This window comes from Acinetobacter brisouisimilis (genome assembly GCF_000368265.1).
In the GTDB taxonomy this organism is placed as follows: domain Bacteria; phylum Pseudomonadota; class Gammaproteobacteria; order Pseudomonadales; family Moraxellaceae; genus Acinetobacter.
This window is the reverse complement of the sequence record NZ_KB851219.1, coordinates 1,360,185-1,375,133: the sequence shown is the minus strand read 5'-3', so window position 1 is coordinate 1,375,133 and position 14,949 is coordinate 1,360,185. Positions and strand designations below refer to the sequence as shown.

Genomic DNA, 14,949 nt, shown 5'->3' with positions numbered 1-14,949 from the left:
ATGCGCATGTTACATACCATGTTACGTGTAGGTAATTTAGAACGCTCATTGGCATTCTATACAGAAGTACTCGGTATGACTTTACTGCGTCGCCGTGATTATGAAGAAGGTCGTTTTACATTGGCTTTCGTTGGCTATGGTGATGAAGAGCATAATACCGTATTGGAGCTGACTCATAACTGGGATACTGAAAGTTATGAGTTAGGCAATGCTTATGGGCATATTGCGATTGCAGTTGATGATGCGTATCGGGCATGTGAAGAGATCAAAGCACGTGGTGGTAAAGTCGTACGTGAAGCTGGGCCAATGAAGGGTGGTGTTACCGTAATTGCATTTGTTGAAGATCCAGATGGCTATAAAATCGAGTTGATTCAGCAAGATCACAACGCACGCAATAATTAACCTATACGAATAAAGCATTCGTATCTGTGGGTTTTTTCCTGTATAATATGCCGACTTGTTGAGCTTAGCCCTAACCTAGAGTTTCGGTGAGCCAAAAGAATGGTCTGTAATGGTGTTGACCTGCTTTTTGCATTCCTCATAGTTGCTATGAGAGTGGTCAATTGCGATGACAGCATAACCTTTCTTAACTTAGGAGAATCGACCATGCGCGCCGATATTCACCCAAAATACGAAAAATTAGTTGCAACTTGCTCTTGCGGTAACGTAATCGAAACACGTTCAGCTGTTGGTAAAGAAACTCTTTATCTTGACGTATGTTCAGCTTGCCACCCATTCTACACTGGTAAACAAAAGAATGTAGACACTGGTGGTCGTATCGACAAATTCAAACAACGTTTTGCTGGTATGTCTCGTTCTATCAAACGCGACTAATCCATCAGGATGTGAAAAACGGGCAATTTGCCCGTTTTTTTATGCTTGCCTTTTGATGAAATAAATAGACAAGACCTTAGTGGTCTTGCCCATCAATTAAGTGATCAAGCTTCTTCTGGAAGTAATCACCTTGCAAATAACGTACATCAATATTCCATGCGTTTGCAAAGCTATTCATATTGTTGAGCATAGGTAGAATCATATCGACTTCAGCAACTTCTTTGTATTTTTGCACCTGCAATTGCAACTCTGTCAGTTCTTTATCATCATTTAAACTATCGGTTAGTTTAGAATCTAAACGATATAGATCAATGTCATCACGCGATAATAAGCTCATGCATTGATCATAGACACCAAAGTGACGCACAGAAATTAATGCACCTTGAATACGAAGCTGTTGCAATACCGGTGTGACTTGCTCTACATGCTTGATGATATCTAGTGCTGAAAATTGTAGGATTAAAGGATGGTTTTGTGTGTTACGAATAATCGAGAACAATTTTTCAACCAAATTAACAATCTGTTTATCATGCAACAATATATGAATATTTAAGTTGATGATGAGTTTACTATTTGGGTATTGTGTAATGAAATTATAGAGTTGTTTGGATGCTTCAACCAAAATCCAGCGATCTAGTTTGACAGCAAGTTCTACATCGTTATTTAATTCAGTTAAATCTTCAAGAGCTAACCATTGTTTGTCAAAAATCACACCACTGGTGACTTCATAAATATAAGGTTCAGTATCTTGTTTATCATAAAGCTGCTGATATTTCAGATGTATGGTATTTTGTTCAATTGCACGATGTAATTCGGTCAGCAACATATGCTCACGATCCAACTGAGCGCCTAACATCAATGCAGGTGGTGCTTCTTCACTGTCAAAACCAGAAAATTTAATCTCATTAGCTTTGGTTTTTTCATGCTGTAATGGGTGTGATAAGCCTTGAGTAATGAGAAAATCAAATTGTTCTTGGCTTTGTATTGCACCTTCAATCTCACTATAGCCAATCGTAAACTGTACTGAATAATTTTCTGAATTAAATTCGAGCAATTGCGGTTTTAAAAGTGGCGTTAAACCTTGAAGTTTTGAGTGAAGAAGATCTTCGTTAGCCGCCTGACATAAACCGATAAAGAGAGCAGGGGTCATTTTAATGACAGTATTATGTGCATGCTCCTGAATAAATCCTTGTACTGCTTTAATATATTCGCTTGTTTGTACTTGGTTCAACTTCGCAATTTGCTCATGAAAGTCTGTCAATAAAAATATAACAACTGCATTTTTATTTGCAGGCTCATTCAGCATTTTTCGGTTGAACTGCTCATAAAGGCGAGTAGGGCTACTCCCAGTTTCGGTACCTGTTTTACCAGAATTTGCTTGAGGGTTGTCCGTTTCAATGGAAATTTGTACAGCGTCTTGTGCATTGTCTGGTAAAAACTCAATTCGAAGTACACTGCCTTTCGATTGTGCATTTGTATTGAGTGATTTAATCTCAAAACGTGCCTGATCGAAATTGCGCTGCGTAATACGTTTAAAGCGCTGTTTAAAATCTTGGAGTTGTTCGGGTTGTAGTACATCAAGTAGAGGTAACCCGAAAATTTCCTCTTCTTTTTTAAAACCGAACAATGCCAAGTATTCAGGATTGGCTTTAATGTGAATTCCTTCCTGAATCACAGCAACAGCTTTATGTGTGTCGTTAGCATGTGTTTGAATATGAGTTTCGGCAATTTCTAGTTCTTTGAGTAAGTGTTGTTGTGCTTGTAAAGAACGGCTATACGACAAAGTACGAACAAGACCAATATAAAAACGATCTGGATAATCAAGGTTAAATAAGTCGTATACGCCTTTATTAATATAGTTTAGATATTGTGATGGCTGATAATTCTCAGGGTTTAACAGCAATAATGGAAGCTGAGGCTGATTAGAAGCATGAATCAGGGCCAAAGCCTGTTCAAACTTTAAGTCATAAGCACGTCCAAACAAGACAACATCCCAATGCGTGTGTAACTGCTTCTCAAAACTTTTAATATCATCGAGTAAAAAAGCATCGACCTGATGACCTTTAGATGTCAAGAGATCAACAATCTGGTTATAACGGATTTGGTTGTCATCGATAATGAGTAAACGAGTCTTAATTTGTTTAAGCTTGTTGGATAAAAAAGCATTTCTCATTTTAGACTTTCCCACACGTCTTGTTTTTTAATGGTTTCAGCATGCTGCTGTATATGTTGTTCAAGTATAACCTGTTCATTGTCATTTAATAACTCAAAATCAAATTGTGAAAAGCTTTGGCTAATTAATTTTATCTGATTGAGATAAATTTTAAGCTGTTTATTGCCTAATCGTAGATTAATTCCTTGTTGTGACTTAAAGGTTTGGTACCCAGGTACAACAAGTGAAAGGTGAGATTTGTTGAGTACTTGGTTGCTGAGCAAAATAGCGGGATGGTAAAGTACCGTATTGCGGTCAGCACTTAATTGTACTGCACAGGGAGTTAATTCTTGAGAAAGAATCTCTATACCAAATTCGAGGTGTTTGGGAGATGCCTGTTTTAACCAGCGAATGACTCCACCACGCCAAGGGGTTTGAGAATTTTCTTGCACCAGAATAAATTCACCTGCACGGAGTTGTTTTGGAACATCACCTGTCCAACGAATGCGGTATCCATTGATACTGATGTCCATAATAGTACAGGTATGAATTTGCTTTGCTTCAGGATCAAGTACTGAATATAATGATTTGTTGTTGTTTGTTGATGTTACAGGTTCATCATTCCAGCCTGATAAGAATTTAGAGTTGTTCTGCTGTAGATGAATTTTGCTGACTAATTGTAATGTATCCTCAAAATGAGTAGCATGCGACAAATAATAATGAGCACTTTGTAAACCAAAAGCCAACTGAATGGTTGCAACATAATCATAACGTTCATAACGACGTTCAGGGATATTATTCAGGACATTTTGAACATGGAAGATTAGAGATGCGCTTAAATAATGCTTTTCTGTCGGTGAAATATGCTTATTTTGCGGTAAGTTGGCAAGATTAATATGTTCGAGTAATGTTTGTGTCTCAATAAAATAGCAGTCTTCGCTCTTTTTTAACTGTGTATTATTCAACACAGGGGGGAAGTCTTTATTTGGATCAATAATATAGCGAGATGTTGGGGATTCTTTATCTGTAATTTGAATCAGTTGCACCCACTGATATGAACATTGAAATAACGCTTGAATTTCGATTGGGCGAATCTGGTGGGTATTTAAAATATCCAGTAAATTGATTTGGTTGTAGAGTTGATAGATATTACTGAGTTGATGAATAGAGCCATGTAGGTAATTAATATCTTCAAGATGAAAATCATGATATTCAGCAAGTATAAAAAGCTGATGTCCGATGCGCCATTGACCAACCAAACTGCTTTTATAAAGAACCTGTTGTTGAAATTTGAGTAAGCTTAATTGTTGTAACGCATAATAGGTACTCAGGCTACGAACGTCTTGTAATTGTTTTTTTTGCCGAAAAGCAAATAAAGAAAACTGCTTGGAAGTAAGTTCGGTGTGAGATTGAAAAGCAATATGAATATAAGTACGCGCAATATAACAGCGAAATTGTTGAGCAAGCTCTACGATCGACTCATTGTGATTCATGACCGATGAAACGTCACTGAGAAAATATTTCTCTAATGTTCCAAGAACTTGCTCTAAAGATAAATGTAGACTCTGAATTAAATCAAAACGTAAAGTCTCATCACATTTAAGCTCTAAAATTTCAATGACAGCATTCAACAGAGATTTGGATGAATCACCTAAATGCACGGATGGCAAATGCAAAAGCCATTCTTGGATGCCTTTTACACTTGCTGCACAAAAACTCAATTCAGTCCGATATTGTTCAATCGGTGCTGTAAAAAAGTCACTTTGATTGATTGTTGTCATACGTCACCACTAAAAAATAGGCGTTCCATATAAAGGCGTTTTATTGTTTTCTCCCGCAATTTCCCTGACCAATTTGGGGACTAAATATCCAGGTAATCTTGCGAGTAGTTCTGTATAAATTTGACTAATTGAGTCAGTTGCCAAATCAAAATGATGAGCCCCTTTCACCTTATCTAAAACGTGTAAGTAATAAGGCATAACTCGTGCATCTAATAAGCGATAGCTTAATGCTGCAAGTTTTTCCGCAGAATCATTAACTCCTTTTAATAATACTGCTTGATTGAGAACTGTGACCTGTTTTTCAGTTAATCTATGTAACTGTTGCACAGTATAATCATCAATCTCTGACTCATGGTTAGAGTGTATCACCAGTATAGTATGTAGCCTACTGTTTTTTAATAAGGAAACTAGTTCTTCATCTATTCGGCTTGGAATGACGATCGGCACTCTGGAGTGAATTCGTAGAATTTTTAATTGAGGTAAGCTTTCGAGACGCTCTACCCATAATGCCAGTTTTTGATTGGTCAGCGTGAGTGGGTCTCCGCCACTGAGAATGACTTCATTAATGTCTGGATGGTCAAGCAGATATTGTCGAATATTGATCCAGTCGTCATTTTTAGGTAAGTTTACCTGATAAGGAAAGTGGCGGCGGAAACAGTAACGGCAGTGAACTGCACAAGCACCTGTCAAAGTCAGTAAGAATCGCGACTGATACTTATGTAAAACACCAGGAAGTTGATTGGCTTGCTCTTCGCCAAGTGGGTCGGTAACAAAGCCTTCATGTTCTTCTAATTCGAGGTGATGAGGTAAAACTTGCAGTAAAAGTGGATCAAACGGGTCAGCAACGTTCATTTTTTCAACGAACGCACGAGGGACACGCAATTTAAACTGTTCAGAAGCGAGGATTGCCCCTGATAATAATTGATCTGTTGAGAGCTGAAGTTGCTGAAGTAACTCTTTTGGGTCAGTAATTAGATCACTGAGTTGAGTTTTCCAGTTTTGCTCTTGGTACAAATAGTTTATCATGCCACACGTTAAAAATAATGCTAGTCTAGCATTAATTGATTTAAGTTAGTAAGTTTGGAGTGAGCCAGTCATGGCCAATTATTCTACAAATGAGTTTAAGCAAGGCTTAAAAGTCATGCTTGATAGTAATCCATGTTCGATCATGGAAAATGAATACGTAAAACCAGGTAAGGGTCAAGCCTTTAACCGTGTGAAATTACGTAACCTTAGAACAGGTAAAGTATTAGAAAAAACCTTTAAATCAGGTGACTCTCTAGAAGCGGCTGATATTGTAGAAGTAGAAATGGACTACCTTTACAATGATGGCGAACTTTGGAACTTTATGGATCCTGTAACATTTGAGCAAATCGCTGCAGATAAAACTGCAATGGGTGATGCTGCAAAATGGTTAAAAGACGATTCAAATGAAAAATGTACGATCATGTTATTTAATGGTGTACCATTAAACGTAAGTGCACCAAACTTCGTGGTTTTGAAAATCGTTGAAACTGATCCAGGTGTTCGTGGTGATACTTCTGGTGGTGGCGGTAAACCGGCAAAACTTGAAACTGGCGCAGTTGTTCGTGTACCACTGTTTGTTCAGCAAGAAGAAAGCGTTCGTGTAGACACCCGTACAGGTGAATATTTAGAACGTGCATAATGGCGAATAAATCCGTTATTATTGGAGGGGTGAAGATGTTCACCCCTTTTTTTTATGCAAAAGTCTTAGATCAAAATAATAATATGGGGTGTACATTCACAAGGAATTGTAACAATTTACAATAAAGAAAAGCACTGTTTTTAAGCAGGCGAGGAAAAGCATGGACAGTTATCAACATCAAAGTAAAAGTTCTTTTACTTCAAAAATTATGTGGATACTGGTGGCGATCATCGGCGCTGTATCTTTTGGAATGTTAGCTCTTCACCGTGGTGAACATATCAATGCTGTATGGCTGGTTTTGGCGGCCCTGTGTGTATATAGCATAGCTTATCGTTTTTATAGTCTTTATATCGCAAAGAATATTTTTGAACTCGATCCAAAGCGGCTAACGCCTGCTTATCGTCTTTCCGATGGTCTTGATTATGTCCCTACCAATAAATACGTATTGTATGGACATCATTTTGCGGCTATTGCTGGTGCAGGTCCTTTGGTAGGGCCAATTCTCGCTGCGCAAATGGGTTATTTGCCGGGCACAATCTGGTTATTGGCTGGTGTTGTGTTTGCAGGTGCTGTTCAGGATTTTCTGGTGTTGTTTATTTCGGTGCGCCGTAATGGCAACTCACTGGGTGAAATGGCCAAAGAAGAGCTTGGCTCATTTGCTGGCATTGTCGTGATGCTCGGTACATTGGGCGTCATGATTATTATTCTGGCAGTCTTGGCACTGGTTGTTGTAAAAGCATTGACCAATAGCCCATGGGGATTGTTCAGTATTGCTATGACGATACCAATCGCCTTGTTTATGGGCATGTATATGCGTTTTATCCGCCCAGGGAAAATTGCTGAAGTATCTGTCATTGGTTTTGTTTTAATGATGATGGCGATCATCTATGGTGGTGATGTTTCGCAGCATCCATATTGGGGGCCAGTTTTCACCTTGTCTGGAACACAATTGACTTGGTGTTTGATCACATATGGTTTTATTGCTTCGGTTCTACCTGTGTGGTTATTGCTTGCACCACGTGATTATTTATCAACATTTTTGAAAGTTGGTGTGATTGCAGGTTTGGCTGTAGGTATCGTGATTGCGATGCCAAGCTTAAAGATGCCAGCAATTACTCATTTTATTGATGGTACAGGACCAGTCTTTGCAGGCAGTTTGTTTCCTTTCCTATTTATTACGATTGCTTGTGGTGCAATTTCAGGCTTCCATGCCTTGGTTGCAAGTGGTACAACGCCAAAACTCATTGAAAATGAAAGCCATATTCGTATGATCGGTTATGGTGGCATGCTGACAGAATCTTTTGTCGGAATCATGGCGCTGATTTGTGCAACAGTACTTGATCCTGGTGTGTATTTTGCGATTAACTCGCCAGCGGCTTTACTTGGTGTTGATGTGCAAAGCGCTTCAGAAGCTGTTCGTCATTTAGGATTTGTGGTTACGCCAGAGTCGTTGACATTATTGGCTCAGGAAGTGGGGGAGAAATCGATTCTTTCTCGTGCAGGCGGTGCACCAACATTTGCGATTGGTATGGCACATATCCTGTCTGAGATTTTTAATAACCGCTCAATGATGGCGTTCTGGTATCACTTTGCTATTTTATTTGAAGCCTTATTTATTTTAACTGCGGTTGATGCTGGAACACGTGCTTGTCGTTTCATGGTTCAGGATACAGTGGGTATAGTGATTCCTTCTGTAAAAGCATCACGTTCTTTTGCGGGTAATATGATTGGAACATTTGTCGCGGTTGCAGGTTGGGGATACTTTGTTTATCAAGGTGTAGTCGACCCTTTAGGCGGGGTTAATTCACTCTGGCCATTGTTTGGGATTGGTAACCAAATGCTGGCAGCAATGGCATTAACTCTAGGGACAGTCATTCTCTTTAAAATGAAAAAAGAGAAATATGTCTGGGTCACCATTTTACCGACAGTCTTTTTGGTGGTCACATCAATGGTGGCAGGCTGGCAAAAGATTTTTCATACCAACCCAAAAATCGGCTTTTTGGCACAGGCCAATAAATTTTCTGATGCAATTGCACGTGGCGAGGTGTTAAAACCAGCAAAATCATTGGCTGAAATGCAAACCATTGTGTTATCCAATCAGATTAATGCGGCATTGTGTGCTTTCTTTATGATTGTATTGGTCGTGATGATTTTTGCTTCAATTGGTGCTGTTCGCCGTGCATTGGCAAGCAATAAACCAACGGTTCATGAAGCACCTGCCGAGTACGCCGATGTTGTTTCAGAAACAGCCGCTACAGCACGAGTTTCAGGAGAATCATCATGAATTTGAAATTTGCTAAACAGGGAACAACGGTTGTGGCAAAAATCATCAAGATGACGATTTTGTCGCAAAAACATCTGCTACTATCGCCTAAAAACTGGTCTAAAATAGCAATCCTTTGGCAGCGATTACAGCAAAGTTTTCGCCTGATGGTGGGCGTGCCTGACTATGCAACCTATTTGGAGCATATGCATCAGCATCATCCAGACCTGATGCCAATGGATGCAAAAACGTTTTATCGGCATTGTGTCGATGTGCGTTATCCTTCTGCAAAATCAGGTATCAAAAAATGCCCTTGCTAATAGACTAAGCTTAATTCTTTGAATGACTGGTCAAACGGTGTATGTTACAACATGCACCGTTTTCTATTTTTTAGGCATAATTTATGTGGGAAGTTCATAAAAAACAACAAACTTTAAATGAAACAGATTTTGAAAGTCAGCTCGCAGCATTTTTTCCAAAAATTAAACAGTTTTTACTCGAAATTAATCAAATTATTTTAGATAAGCCACAACAAACTGAATTGGCGCTAGCTGCTTTGTTGGCGGGTGGTCATGTTTTGTTTGAGGATTTGCCTGGTTTGGGGAAAACAACCTTGTCGCATGCCTTGGCAAAATTGACAGGTTTAAGCTTTAACCGCATTCAGTTTACCAATGATATGTTAGCGAGTGATGTGATTGGGATTAATTTATTTAATCAAAAAATCCAGCAATTTGAATTTAAGCAAGGGCCGATTTTTACCCAGATTTTACTGGCAGATGAAATTAACCGTAGTAGCCCGAAAACTCAGAGCGCCTTGCTTGAAGCTATGGAAGAGGGGAGCGTGACTTTGGATGCGGTGCATTACCGTTTGCCTCAGCCATTTTGGGTGGTGGCGACTCAAAACCCGTTATTTCAAAGCGGGACGTATGCCTTGCCTGAATCCCAGTTAGACCGATTCTTAATGCGCTTGTCACTGGGTTATCCATCACGTTCTGCTGAACGCGCATTATTGACTGATCCAAGTCGGCAGAGTTTATTGTCAGACTTGCCCGAAATTTTTTCTGCACAGGATTTGCTGACATTGCAGCAGTTACGCCAGCAGATTGAAGTCAGTGATGCAGTTCTGGATTATATTCTAGATCTGGCTGATAAAACCCGTACAGGTTTACAGGGGTTATCTACCCGAGGGGTGATTGCCCTGAAAAATGCAACACAAGCATATGCGATGATACAGCAGAGAGCATTTGCAACCACAGATGATGTACAGGCAGTTTTTGCTGCTGTAGTCGCACATCGGATTGGTTTAAGTGAATTAGAAGCACAAAAAATGATGCAGCGAGTACCTGTAAGTTATTAACTTTAAATTAAAATGAGAGAGCGCATGCGTCAGAAAATTTTAGCGTGGATGAGTCTGCGCTTTCAAATGCAGGCAGAAAAACAAATTAAGCAGCGTGATATTTTGGTGTTCTTGCATCGTGATGGCATTTTATATTGTGTATTGATTCTTTTAACTTTTATTGCGGGGATTAACTACGCCAATAATCTGGTGCTGAGTTTATGTTTTCTGGTCAGTGCACTTTTAGCCATGAGTTTTTATCTGGCATTTAAACAGTTACATGGCTTAAAAGTTGAGATGCTTAGTGATGATGATGTCGGGCAGGTTAATCAGCCCTTTATTTTAAGATTGCGTTTGCATCAGGCAAAAGCTAGCCCACGATTCTTACGCATTGAAATTGCAGAACAGACTTTATATATCATGATGAAAGACGTCACGCAGGATGTTCAGATTAGTTTGCACCCTGAAGCACGTGGACGCTATATTTTGCCGCGCTGTCGCATTATGGCGACTTATCCCTTTGGTCTGGTTCGGGCATGGACATATTTGTATTTTCAACATCAGGTCTGGATTGCCCCACAAGCTGTGCAGATACAGCGTGAGAGTAAACTGAGTCACCGCCATCAACAACAAAGTTTGGAAGAATTTCATGATCTGCGTAATTATGTTGATGGTGATAGTTTGCAGCGTGTGTCATGGAAGCATGTGGCGCGTGATCAAGGCTGGTTTGTCAAACGTTTTGAACAAGAACCGAATGTACAAATCCAGATCATCGAATATGCCAAAATGCCCAGTGCCATGCATGAAGTCCGCCTTTCAATGATGATGGCACTGGTTGAACAGTGTGAACAGGAAAAACGTGCTTATGGCATGTTATTGCCTAAAGCCGAATTGGTGGTGGGGGCTGGCATTCGCCAATATCAGCAAGCCAAGAAATTTTTAGCACAGGCATAAATCATGAATAAACAAATCCAGTTTTTGCTATTGGGTGTGCTGTTACTGATTTTACTTGCCCAGATTGCTTTTGCTCCTGTTAGTTTGCTGGTTGCATATGCCGTTGTGTGGCTCGTTACATTACGCATATTTGGGCGTCAGAAATCTTTGGTCTTGCCTGCGGTATTTCGTGGAGGCTTTATTGTTGTTGGGCTGGCATGTATTTATTTGCAATATCGGACATTTTTAGGAGTTGAAGCTGGCGTTGCATTCTTGAGTTTGTGTTTGTATGGCAAGGCGCTAGAAAGTAAAGATAAACGTGATGCTTTGGTCAGTTTCAACTTTGCACTTTTTGTATTTGCCAGTTTGTTTTTATATACCCAGGCCTTTTATATGGCAATCTTGGTTTTTCTGGGTGTGGTTGTATCATTGCTGGGGCTATATGCCATACAAAAAGCTGACTTCACTGAACATGCTTTGCCCAATAAAAGAGAACTGTGGACAGACACACTGCATATTTTTAAGGCAATTTTATTTGCGGTTCCGTTTTTTATCATTTTATTTTTATTTTTTCCGCGGCTGCCGCCGCTTTGGTACATTCCTTTACCAGATCAGAATAAAGCAGTCACAGGTGTCAGTGATACTTTGTCGCTTGGAGATATTGCAGAACTTTCTCAATCCAATGCTTTGGCATTTCGTATAGTCTTGCCTGTTTCAAGTTTACCACCACGTTCTGAACTGTATTGGCGGGCAATGGTGCTTGATCGTTTTGATGGGCAGAAATGGAACAGTAGCGAAATCAATCAACAATGGCAAACAGAAGAACAGCCACAATTGGCTCAGGCAAAACGCCTGAATTATAGCTATTTACCAGCCGACTCTGAACAGCGCTGGGTGATGGGGTTGGAATATTCAGTCCCAGCAAGTCAACGCTATGTTCTACGTCAAGATGGCAGCATTGTGTCACGCCGACCTGTGCAATCTACCCAGCCAATTGCATTGACATGGGTATCTGCATCGTCAATCGATAGGCTGTTGCCTGAATATGTTCGCTATATAAATCTGCAATTGCCTGAAACAGATCCTCGCAGTAAAGCATTGGCAACCCAGTTGTATCAAGAAAGTGATCAACAACCTGAACGCTATATACAGCGTGTGTTGAACTGGTATCGTCAAAATAAATTTAGTTATAGTCTCAGCCCTGGAGCATTACAGGGCAATCGCGTCGATCAATTTTTATTTCAGACGCGAGTCGGGTTTTGCGAACATTTTGCATCGAGTTTTGTGGTGCTTATGCGCGCCGCAGGCATTCCTGCACGTGTGGTGGTGGGTTATCAGGGAGGACAGCCTGCACCCGATAATCAAAGTTGGGAAGTCCGTCAGCTTGATGCTCATGCATGGGCAGAAGTGTGGGTGAATCAGCACTGGCAGCGTATTGATCCCACCGCGTTGATTGCACCACAGCGTATTGATAATGGCATGCAAAATTATTTAAGCGAAACACGTCAGCAAAATAGCTCAACATTGTTTAGCCCCCAACGTATGTTGTTGATCAATCAATTGCGTGTATGGAGTGACTATGCCAGCTATCAATGGCAAAGCAAGGTTGTGGGCTATGATGTCGAGCAGCAACGCAGTTGGCTGCGGTCATGGGGAGTTAATTCACAGGCAAAATTATTGTGGGTGCTGATTGCAACCATCTTAAGCATTTTATTGTTGTATATCGCAGTGATTGTATGGCGGAATCGCCCTCAGCGTACACAATATGAGAAGTTGATTTATCAGTTTAATCAAAGGCTGGATCAAGATTTGCAGAAAATGCCAGAGGAAACCTTTCAGAAATGGATGTTGCGGCTGAGCTTGCTGACTTTACCTGAGCAACAGCTGAATTTTAAGCGATTGATTGATCTACAACATTGCTTGGTTTTTCAGAAAAAACAGCAACATAAAGCTGAAATGTGGAAAGAGTTTGCTTTTTTGCTTAAAGAGTGTTCAATTGTTTTAAGCAAGCGCAGAAAAATCTTGTCAAGCCAATAAAATCTGAATATGATACAGGCACTTTAGGCGTATAGCTCAGTTGGTTAGAGCGCTACGTTGACATCGTAGAGGTCTCCAGTTCGAGTCTGGATATGCCTACCAAAATTAGTTGAGAAATCAACATATTAAAGCCCACCTTAAACAGTGGGCTTTTTTATTAGGGGTATTTTCGGGGACTTTTCGGGGAATTATCTCTAGCCCTCATGTGGAAAACTGCCGTATTTAAATTTAAAAACAATCATTAACGGTAGCTAATTTTCTCAGGTTTTGGCGCTTCATGACCTTCCAGATAATGATCTGTCATTTTCACTGTGGCATGTCCAGCCAGTGCTTGCGCGTACTTTTTGCCATACTTCTGTGTGATGTTATAAATCCCCAAAGCCCGTAAATCATGCAGTGATGGACGCTGATTGGGTTCTAGGTGATCGTATGCACCTGACAGGTCACGGTACTTTTTAAACTGTTTTGTCAGGTGGTCTTCGGTGACTGCAAAAGCATGTAGTTTGACGTTTCGGTTGTGTTCGGTAATGCGCTCTGGTCGGGTGGCAATCAAGAACGGGCAGCGCAGCTTCATGGCATGTTCGATACACTCCAACACCACATCCCTAAGTTCAGGGTGCATATCCACTTCAATAAACACAGGTTTGTCGTAATTGAGCGATTTATGCTGCAACACGGTCATGGTGTTGTCTTTGATGTTAATGCTAGAGCGTTCCATCACCACCAGATCGGCGCGCCGTTGGATAGAATGCAGCGCCAAATCAATCGCGAGTTTTAACCACGGCGGGCAGATTGCCTTAATGGCCTCGACAGATTCGTTTGAATGTCGGGTACGGTTTTTTTCTGGGCGAATCGGTTTTAGGGTTTTCTCTGCGATATTGTCTGCAGCCCAACCATTTGCCACAAAATACTTCCAGATATCGATGAGCTGAGAACGGTGTTTTTCTGCCTGAAAGTCAGTTTGTCGTTTTAAAAACTCAGACACCATGAGCAGGGTAATATCACTGCAGTAGTGCTGACCCCACAGGTCATGATATTTGCCAATATTCGCCGTGATAATTTCCAGTGTGTTTTTGGCATATTTCTTTTTGGGTAAGTGAATATTTTCGTATTCGGCAAGTGCCTGACCAAAAGTCGGCATGGTGGACTGCTTTTGTGCTTTTTCAACCGTTGCTAAAATTTTTGAGACAATGTCTGGGTTGCGTTCCAGTACGGCGTTAAGCGCCTGTGCCGCCTGAATGGCTTCGGTTTTGTCTTTGCCTAAAGATTTGCGTTGTCCGTTTGGCAGTAGGTAGCGGTAATATACGGTACCATTTGCTTTTTTATCAATTTCAACGTGGGGCGGTAAGTCCTGATGCCCCACGCCACGACCACGAGGTGTCATGTTAAATCTCCGCTAAAATTCGGTCTGCGATGCGGTTGCCTGTTTTGGGTGGGGACGGGAGTTCGACCTTTGGCACTTCTGCTGAGTAAAATAGAGGTGCGCCCCAAGATGTACACTCGACATACCACTGTGTCCCGATTTTCTTGCCGCTTAACCAGCCACGTTTTATGTGGCTGATGAGGGTATCACGGCAGGGGCGAGATTCTTCGTCTTGCCAGTAGCGCCGTGCAAATACGGTGAGTTTGAGGCGTTGAATGTTGGAGCTCATGACATGCCACCTCCAAGCGCATACACCACAGCCGTAATTGCTACATAGCATAGCGTACCGATACTGGCGAACAGGGCAAAGTCTTTGGTGTTGGCCAATACCACTTTTAGGCGGTTTGGGCGTTGTTCTTGTGTGGTGGGGTGTTGGTAGAGTCTTGCGGAGGTTGCAGGCATTTGACTCGGAATGTGTTTTTGTTTCATACTTATCTCGCTATAAGCAAAGCCCCTACGCCGTCCAAAGTGAAGGGGCTTTTTATTGGTAGTGAGATAAATATTAGGTAAGCCTAATTATATTG

14 protein-coding genes and 1 tRNA gene are annotated in these 14,949 nt (G+C 40.8%); 9 read left to right on the top strand and 6 right to left on the bottom strand.

Annotation, left to right across the window (positions count from 1 at the left end):
* Entirely contained in the window at window positions 1–402 is a 402-nt protein-coding gene (gloA, locus tag F975_RS10250; RefSeq protein ID WP_004752974.1) for a lactoylglutathione lyase, read from the top strand.
* A 204-nt stretch (window positions 403–606) separates the two neighbouring features.
* Complete coding sequence (gene rpmE, locus F975_RS10245; RefSeq protein ID WP_004752972.1) at window positions 607–834, top strand: 50S ribosomal protein L31; 228 nt, start codon at window positions 607–609, stop codon at window positions 832–834.
* 76 nt (window positions 835–910) lie between these two features.
* Here rpmE and F975_RS10240 read toward each other — a convergent pair whose 3' ends face one another.
* Genes F975_RS10240 through epmB form a run of 3 tightly spaced genes read right to left on the bottom strand, consistent with a single transcriptional unit; the run spans window position 911 to window position 5,793 of the window.
* The gene (locus F975_RS10240) at window positions 911–3,007 is read right to left on the bottom strand and encodes an EAL domain-containing protein (protein WP_004752971.1); all 2,097 of its coding nucleotides are present in this window, start codon (window positions 3,005–3,007) and stop codon (window positions 911–913) included.
* Window positions 3,004–4,767 (bottom strand): hypothetical protein, encoded by a 1,764-nt coding sequence (locus F975_RS10235; RefSeq protein WP_004752969.1) that lies wholly within the window; start codon window positions 4,765–4,767, stop codon window positions 3,004–3,006. Before F975_RS10235 ends, F975_RS10240 begins: the two co-directional genes overlap by 4 nt.
* Before the next feature lie 9 nt (window positions 4,768–4,776).
* Window positions 4,777–5,793 (bottom strand): EF-P beta-lysylation protein EpmB, encoded by a 1,017-nt coding sequence (gene epmB, locus F975_RS10230; protein WP_004752967.1) that lies wholly within the window; start codon window positions 5,791–5,793, stop codon window positions 4,777–4,779.
* Between the two features lie 70 nt (window positions 5,794–5,863).
* Here epmB and efp point away from each other — a divergent pair, with 70 nt between their 5' ends.
* From efp to F975_RS10195, 7 genes are all read left to right on the top strand, one after another.
* On the top strand, window positions 5,864–6,433 hold the full coding sequence (efp, locus tag F975_RS10225; protein ID WP_004752965.1) for an elongation factor P: 570 nt from the start codon (window positions 5,864–5,866) through the stop codon (window positions 6,431–6,433).
* A 160-nt stretch (window positions 6,434–6,593) separates the two neighbouring features.
* The gene (locus F975_RS10220) at window positions 6,594–8,717 is read left to right on the top strand and encodes a carbon starvation CstA family protein (RefSeq protein WP_004752963.1); all 2,124 of its coding nucleotides are present in this window, start codon (window positions 6,594–6,596) and stop codon (window positions 8,715–8,717) included.
* Complete coding sequence (locus F975_RS10215; RefSeq protein ID WP_171063178.1) at window positions 8,711–9,016, top strand: YbdD/YjiX family protein; 306 nt, start codon at window positions 8,711–8,713, stop codon at window positions 9,014–9,016. The genes F975_RS10220 and F975_RS10215 overlap by 7 nt, the downstream gene beginning before the upstream one ends.
* An 83-nt stretch (window positions 9,017–9,099) precedes the next feature.
* The gene (locus tag F975_RS10210) at window positions 9,100–10,053 is read left to right on the top strand and encodes an AAA family ATPase (protein WP_004752959.1); all 954 of its coding nucleotides are present in this window, start codon (window positions 9,100–9,102) and stop codon (window positions 10,051–10,053) included.
* Between the two features lie 24 nt (window positions 10,054–10,077).
* Window positions 10,078–10,986, top strand: coding sequence for a DUF58 domain-containing protein (locus tag F975_RS10205; protein ID WP_004752958.1), 909 nt, complete (start codon window positions 10,078–10,080; stop codon window positions 10,984–10,986).
* Window positions 10,987–10,989: 3 nt separating this feature from the next.
* Window positions 10,990–13,002: a transglutaminase TgpA family protein gene (locus tag F975_RS10200; RefSeq protein ID WP_004752956.1), complete on the top strand. Its 2,013-nt coding sequence runs from the start codon at window positions 10,990–10,992 to the stop codon at window positions 13,000–13,002.
* A 25-nt stretch (window positions 13,003–13,027) separates the two neighbouring features.
* A tRNA-Val gene (locus F975_RS10195) sits at window positions 13,028–13,104 on the top strand.
* Between the two features lie 139 nt (window positions 13,105–13,243).
* On the opposite strand, the gene F975_RS10190 is transcribed toward F975_RS10195, so the two are convergent.
* The 3 genes from F975_RS10190 to F975_RS10180 are packed head-to-tail and all read right to left on the bottom strand — an operon-like array spanning window position 13,244 to window position 14,854.
* Window positions 13,244–14,386 (bottom strand): tyrosine-type recombinase/integrase, encoded by a 1,143-nt coding sequence (locus F975_RS10190; protein WP_004752954.1) that lies wholly within the window; start codon window positions 14,384–14,386, stop codon window positions 13,244–13,246.
* Window position 14,387: 1 nt separating this feature from the next.
* Window positions 14,388–14,654: a hypothetical protein gene (locus F975_RS10185; RefSeq protein WP_004752951.1), complete on the bottom strand. Its 267-nt coding sequence runs from the start codon at window positions 14,652–14,654 to the stop codon at window positions 14,388–14,390.
* Window positions 14,651–14,854, bottom strand: coding sequence for a hypothetical protein (locus tag F975_RS10180; RefSeq protein ID WP_004752949.1), 204 nt, complete (start codon window positions 14,852–14,854; stop codon window positions 14,651–14,653). Before F975_RS10180 ends, F975_RS10185 begins: the two co-directional genes overlap by 4 nt.
* Window positions 14,855–14,949: the final 95 nt, after the last annotated feature.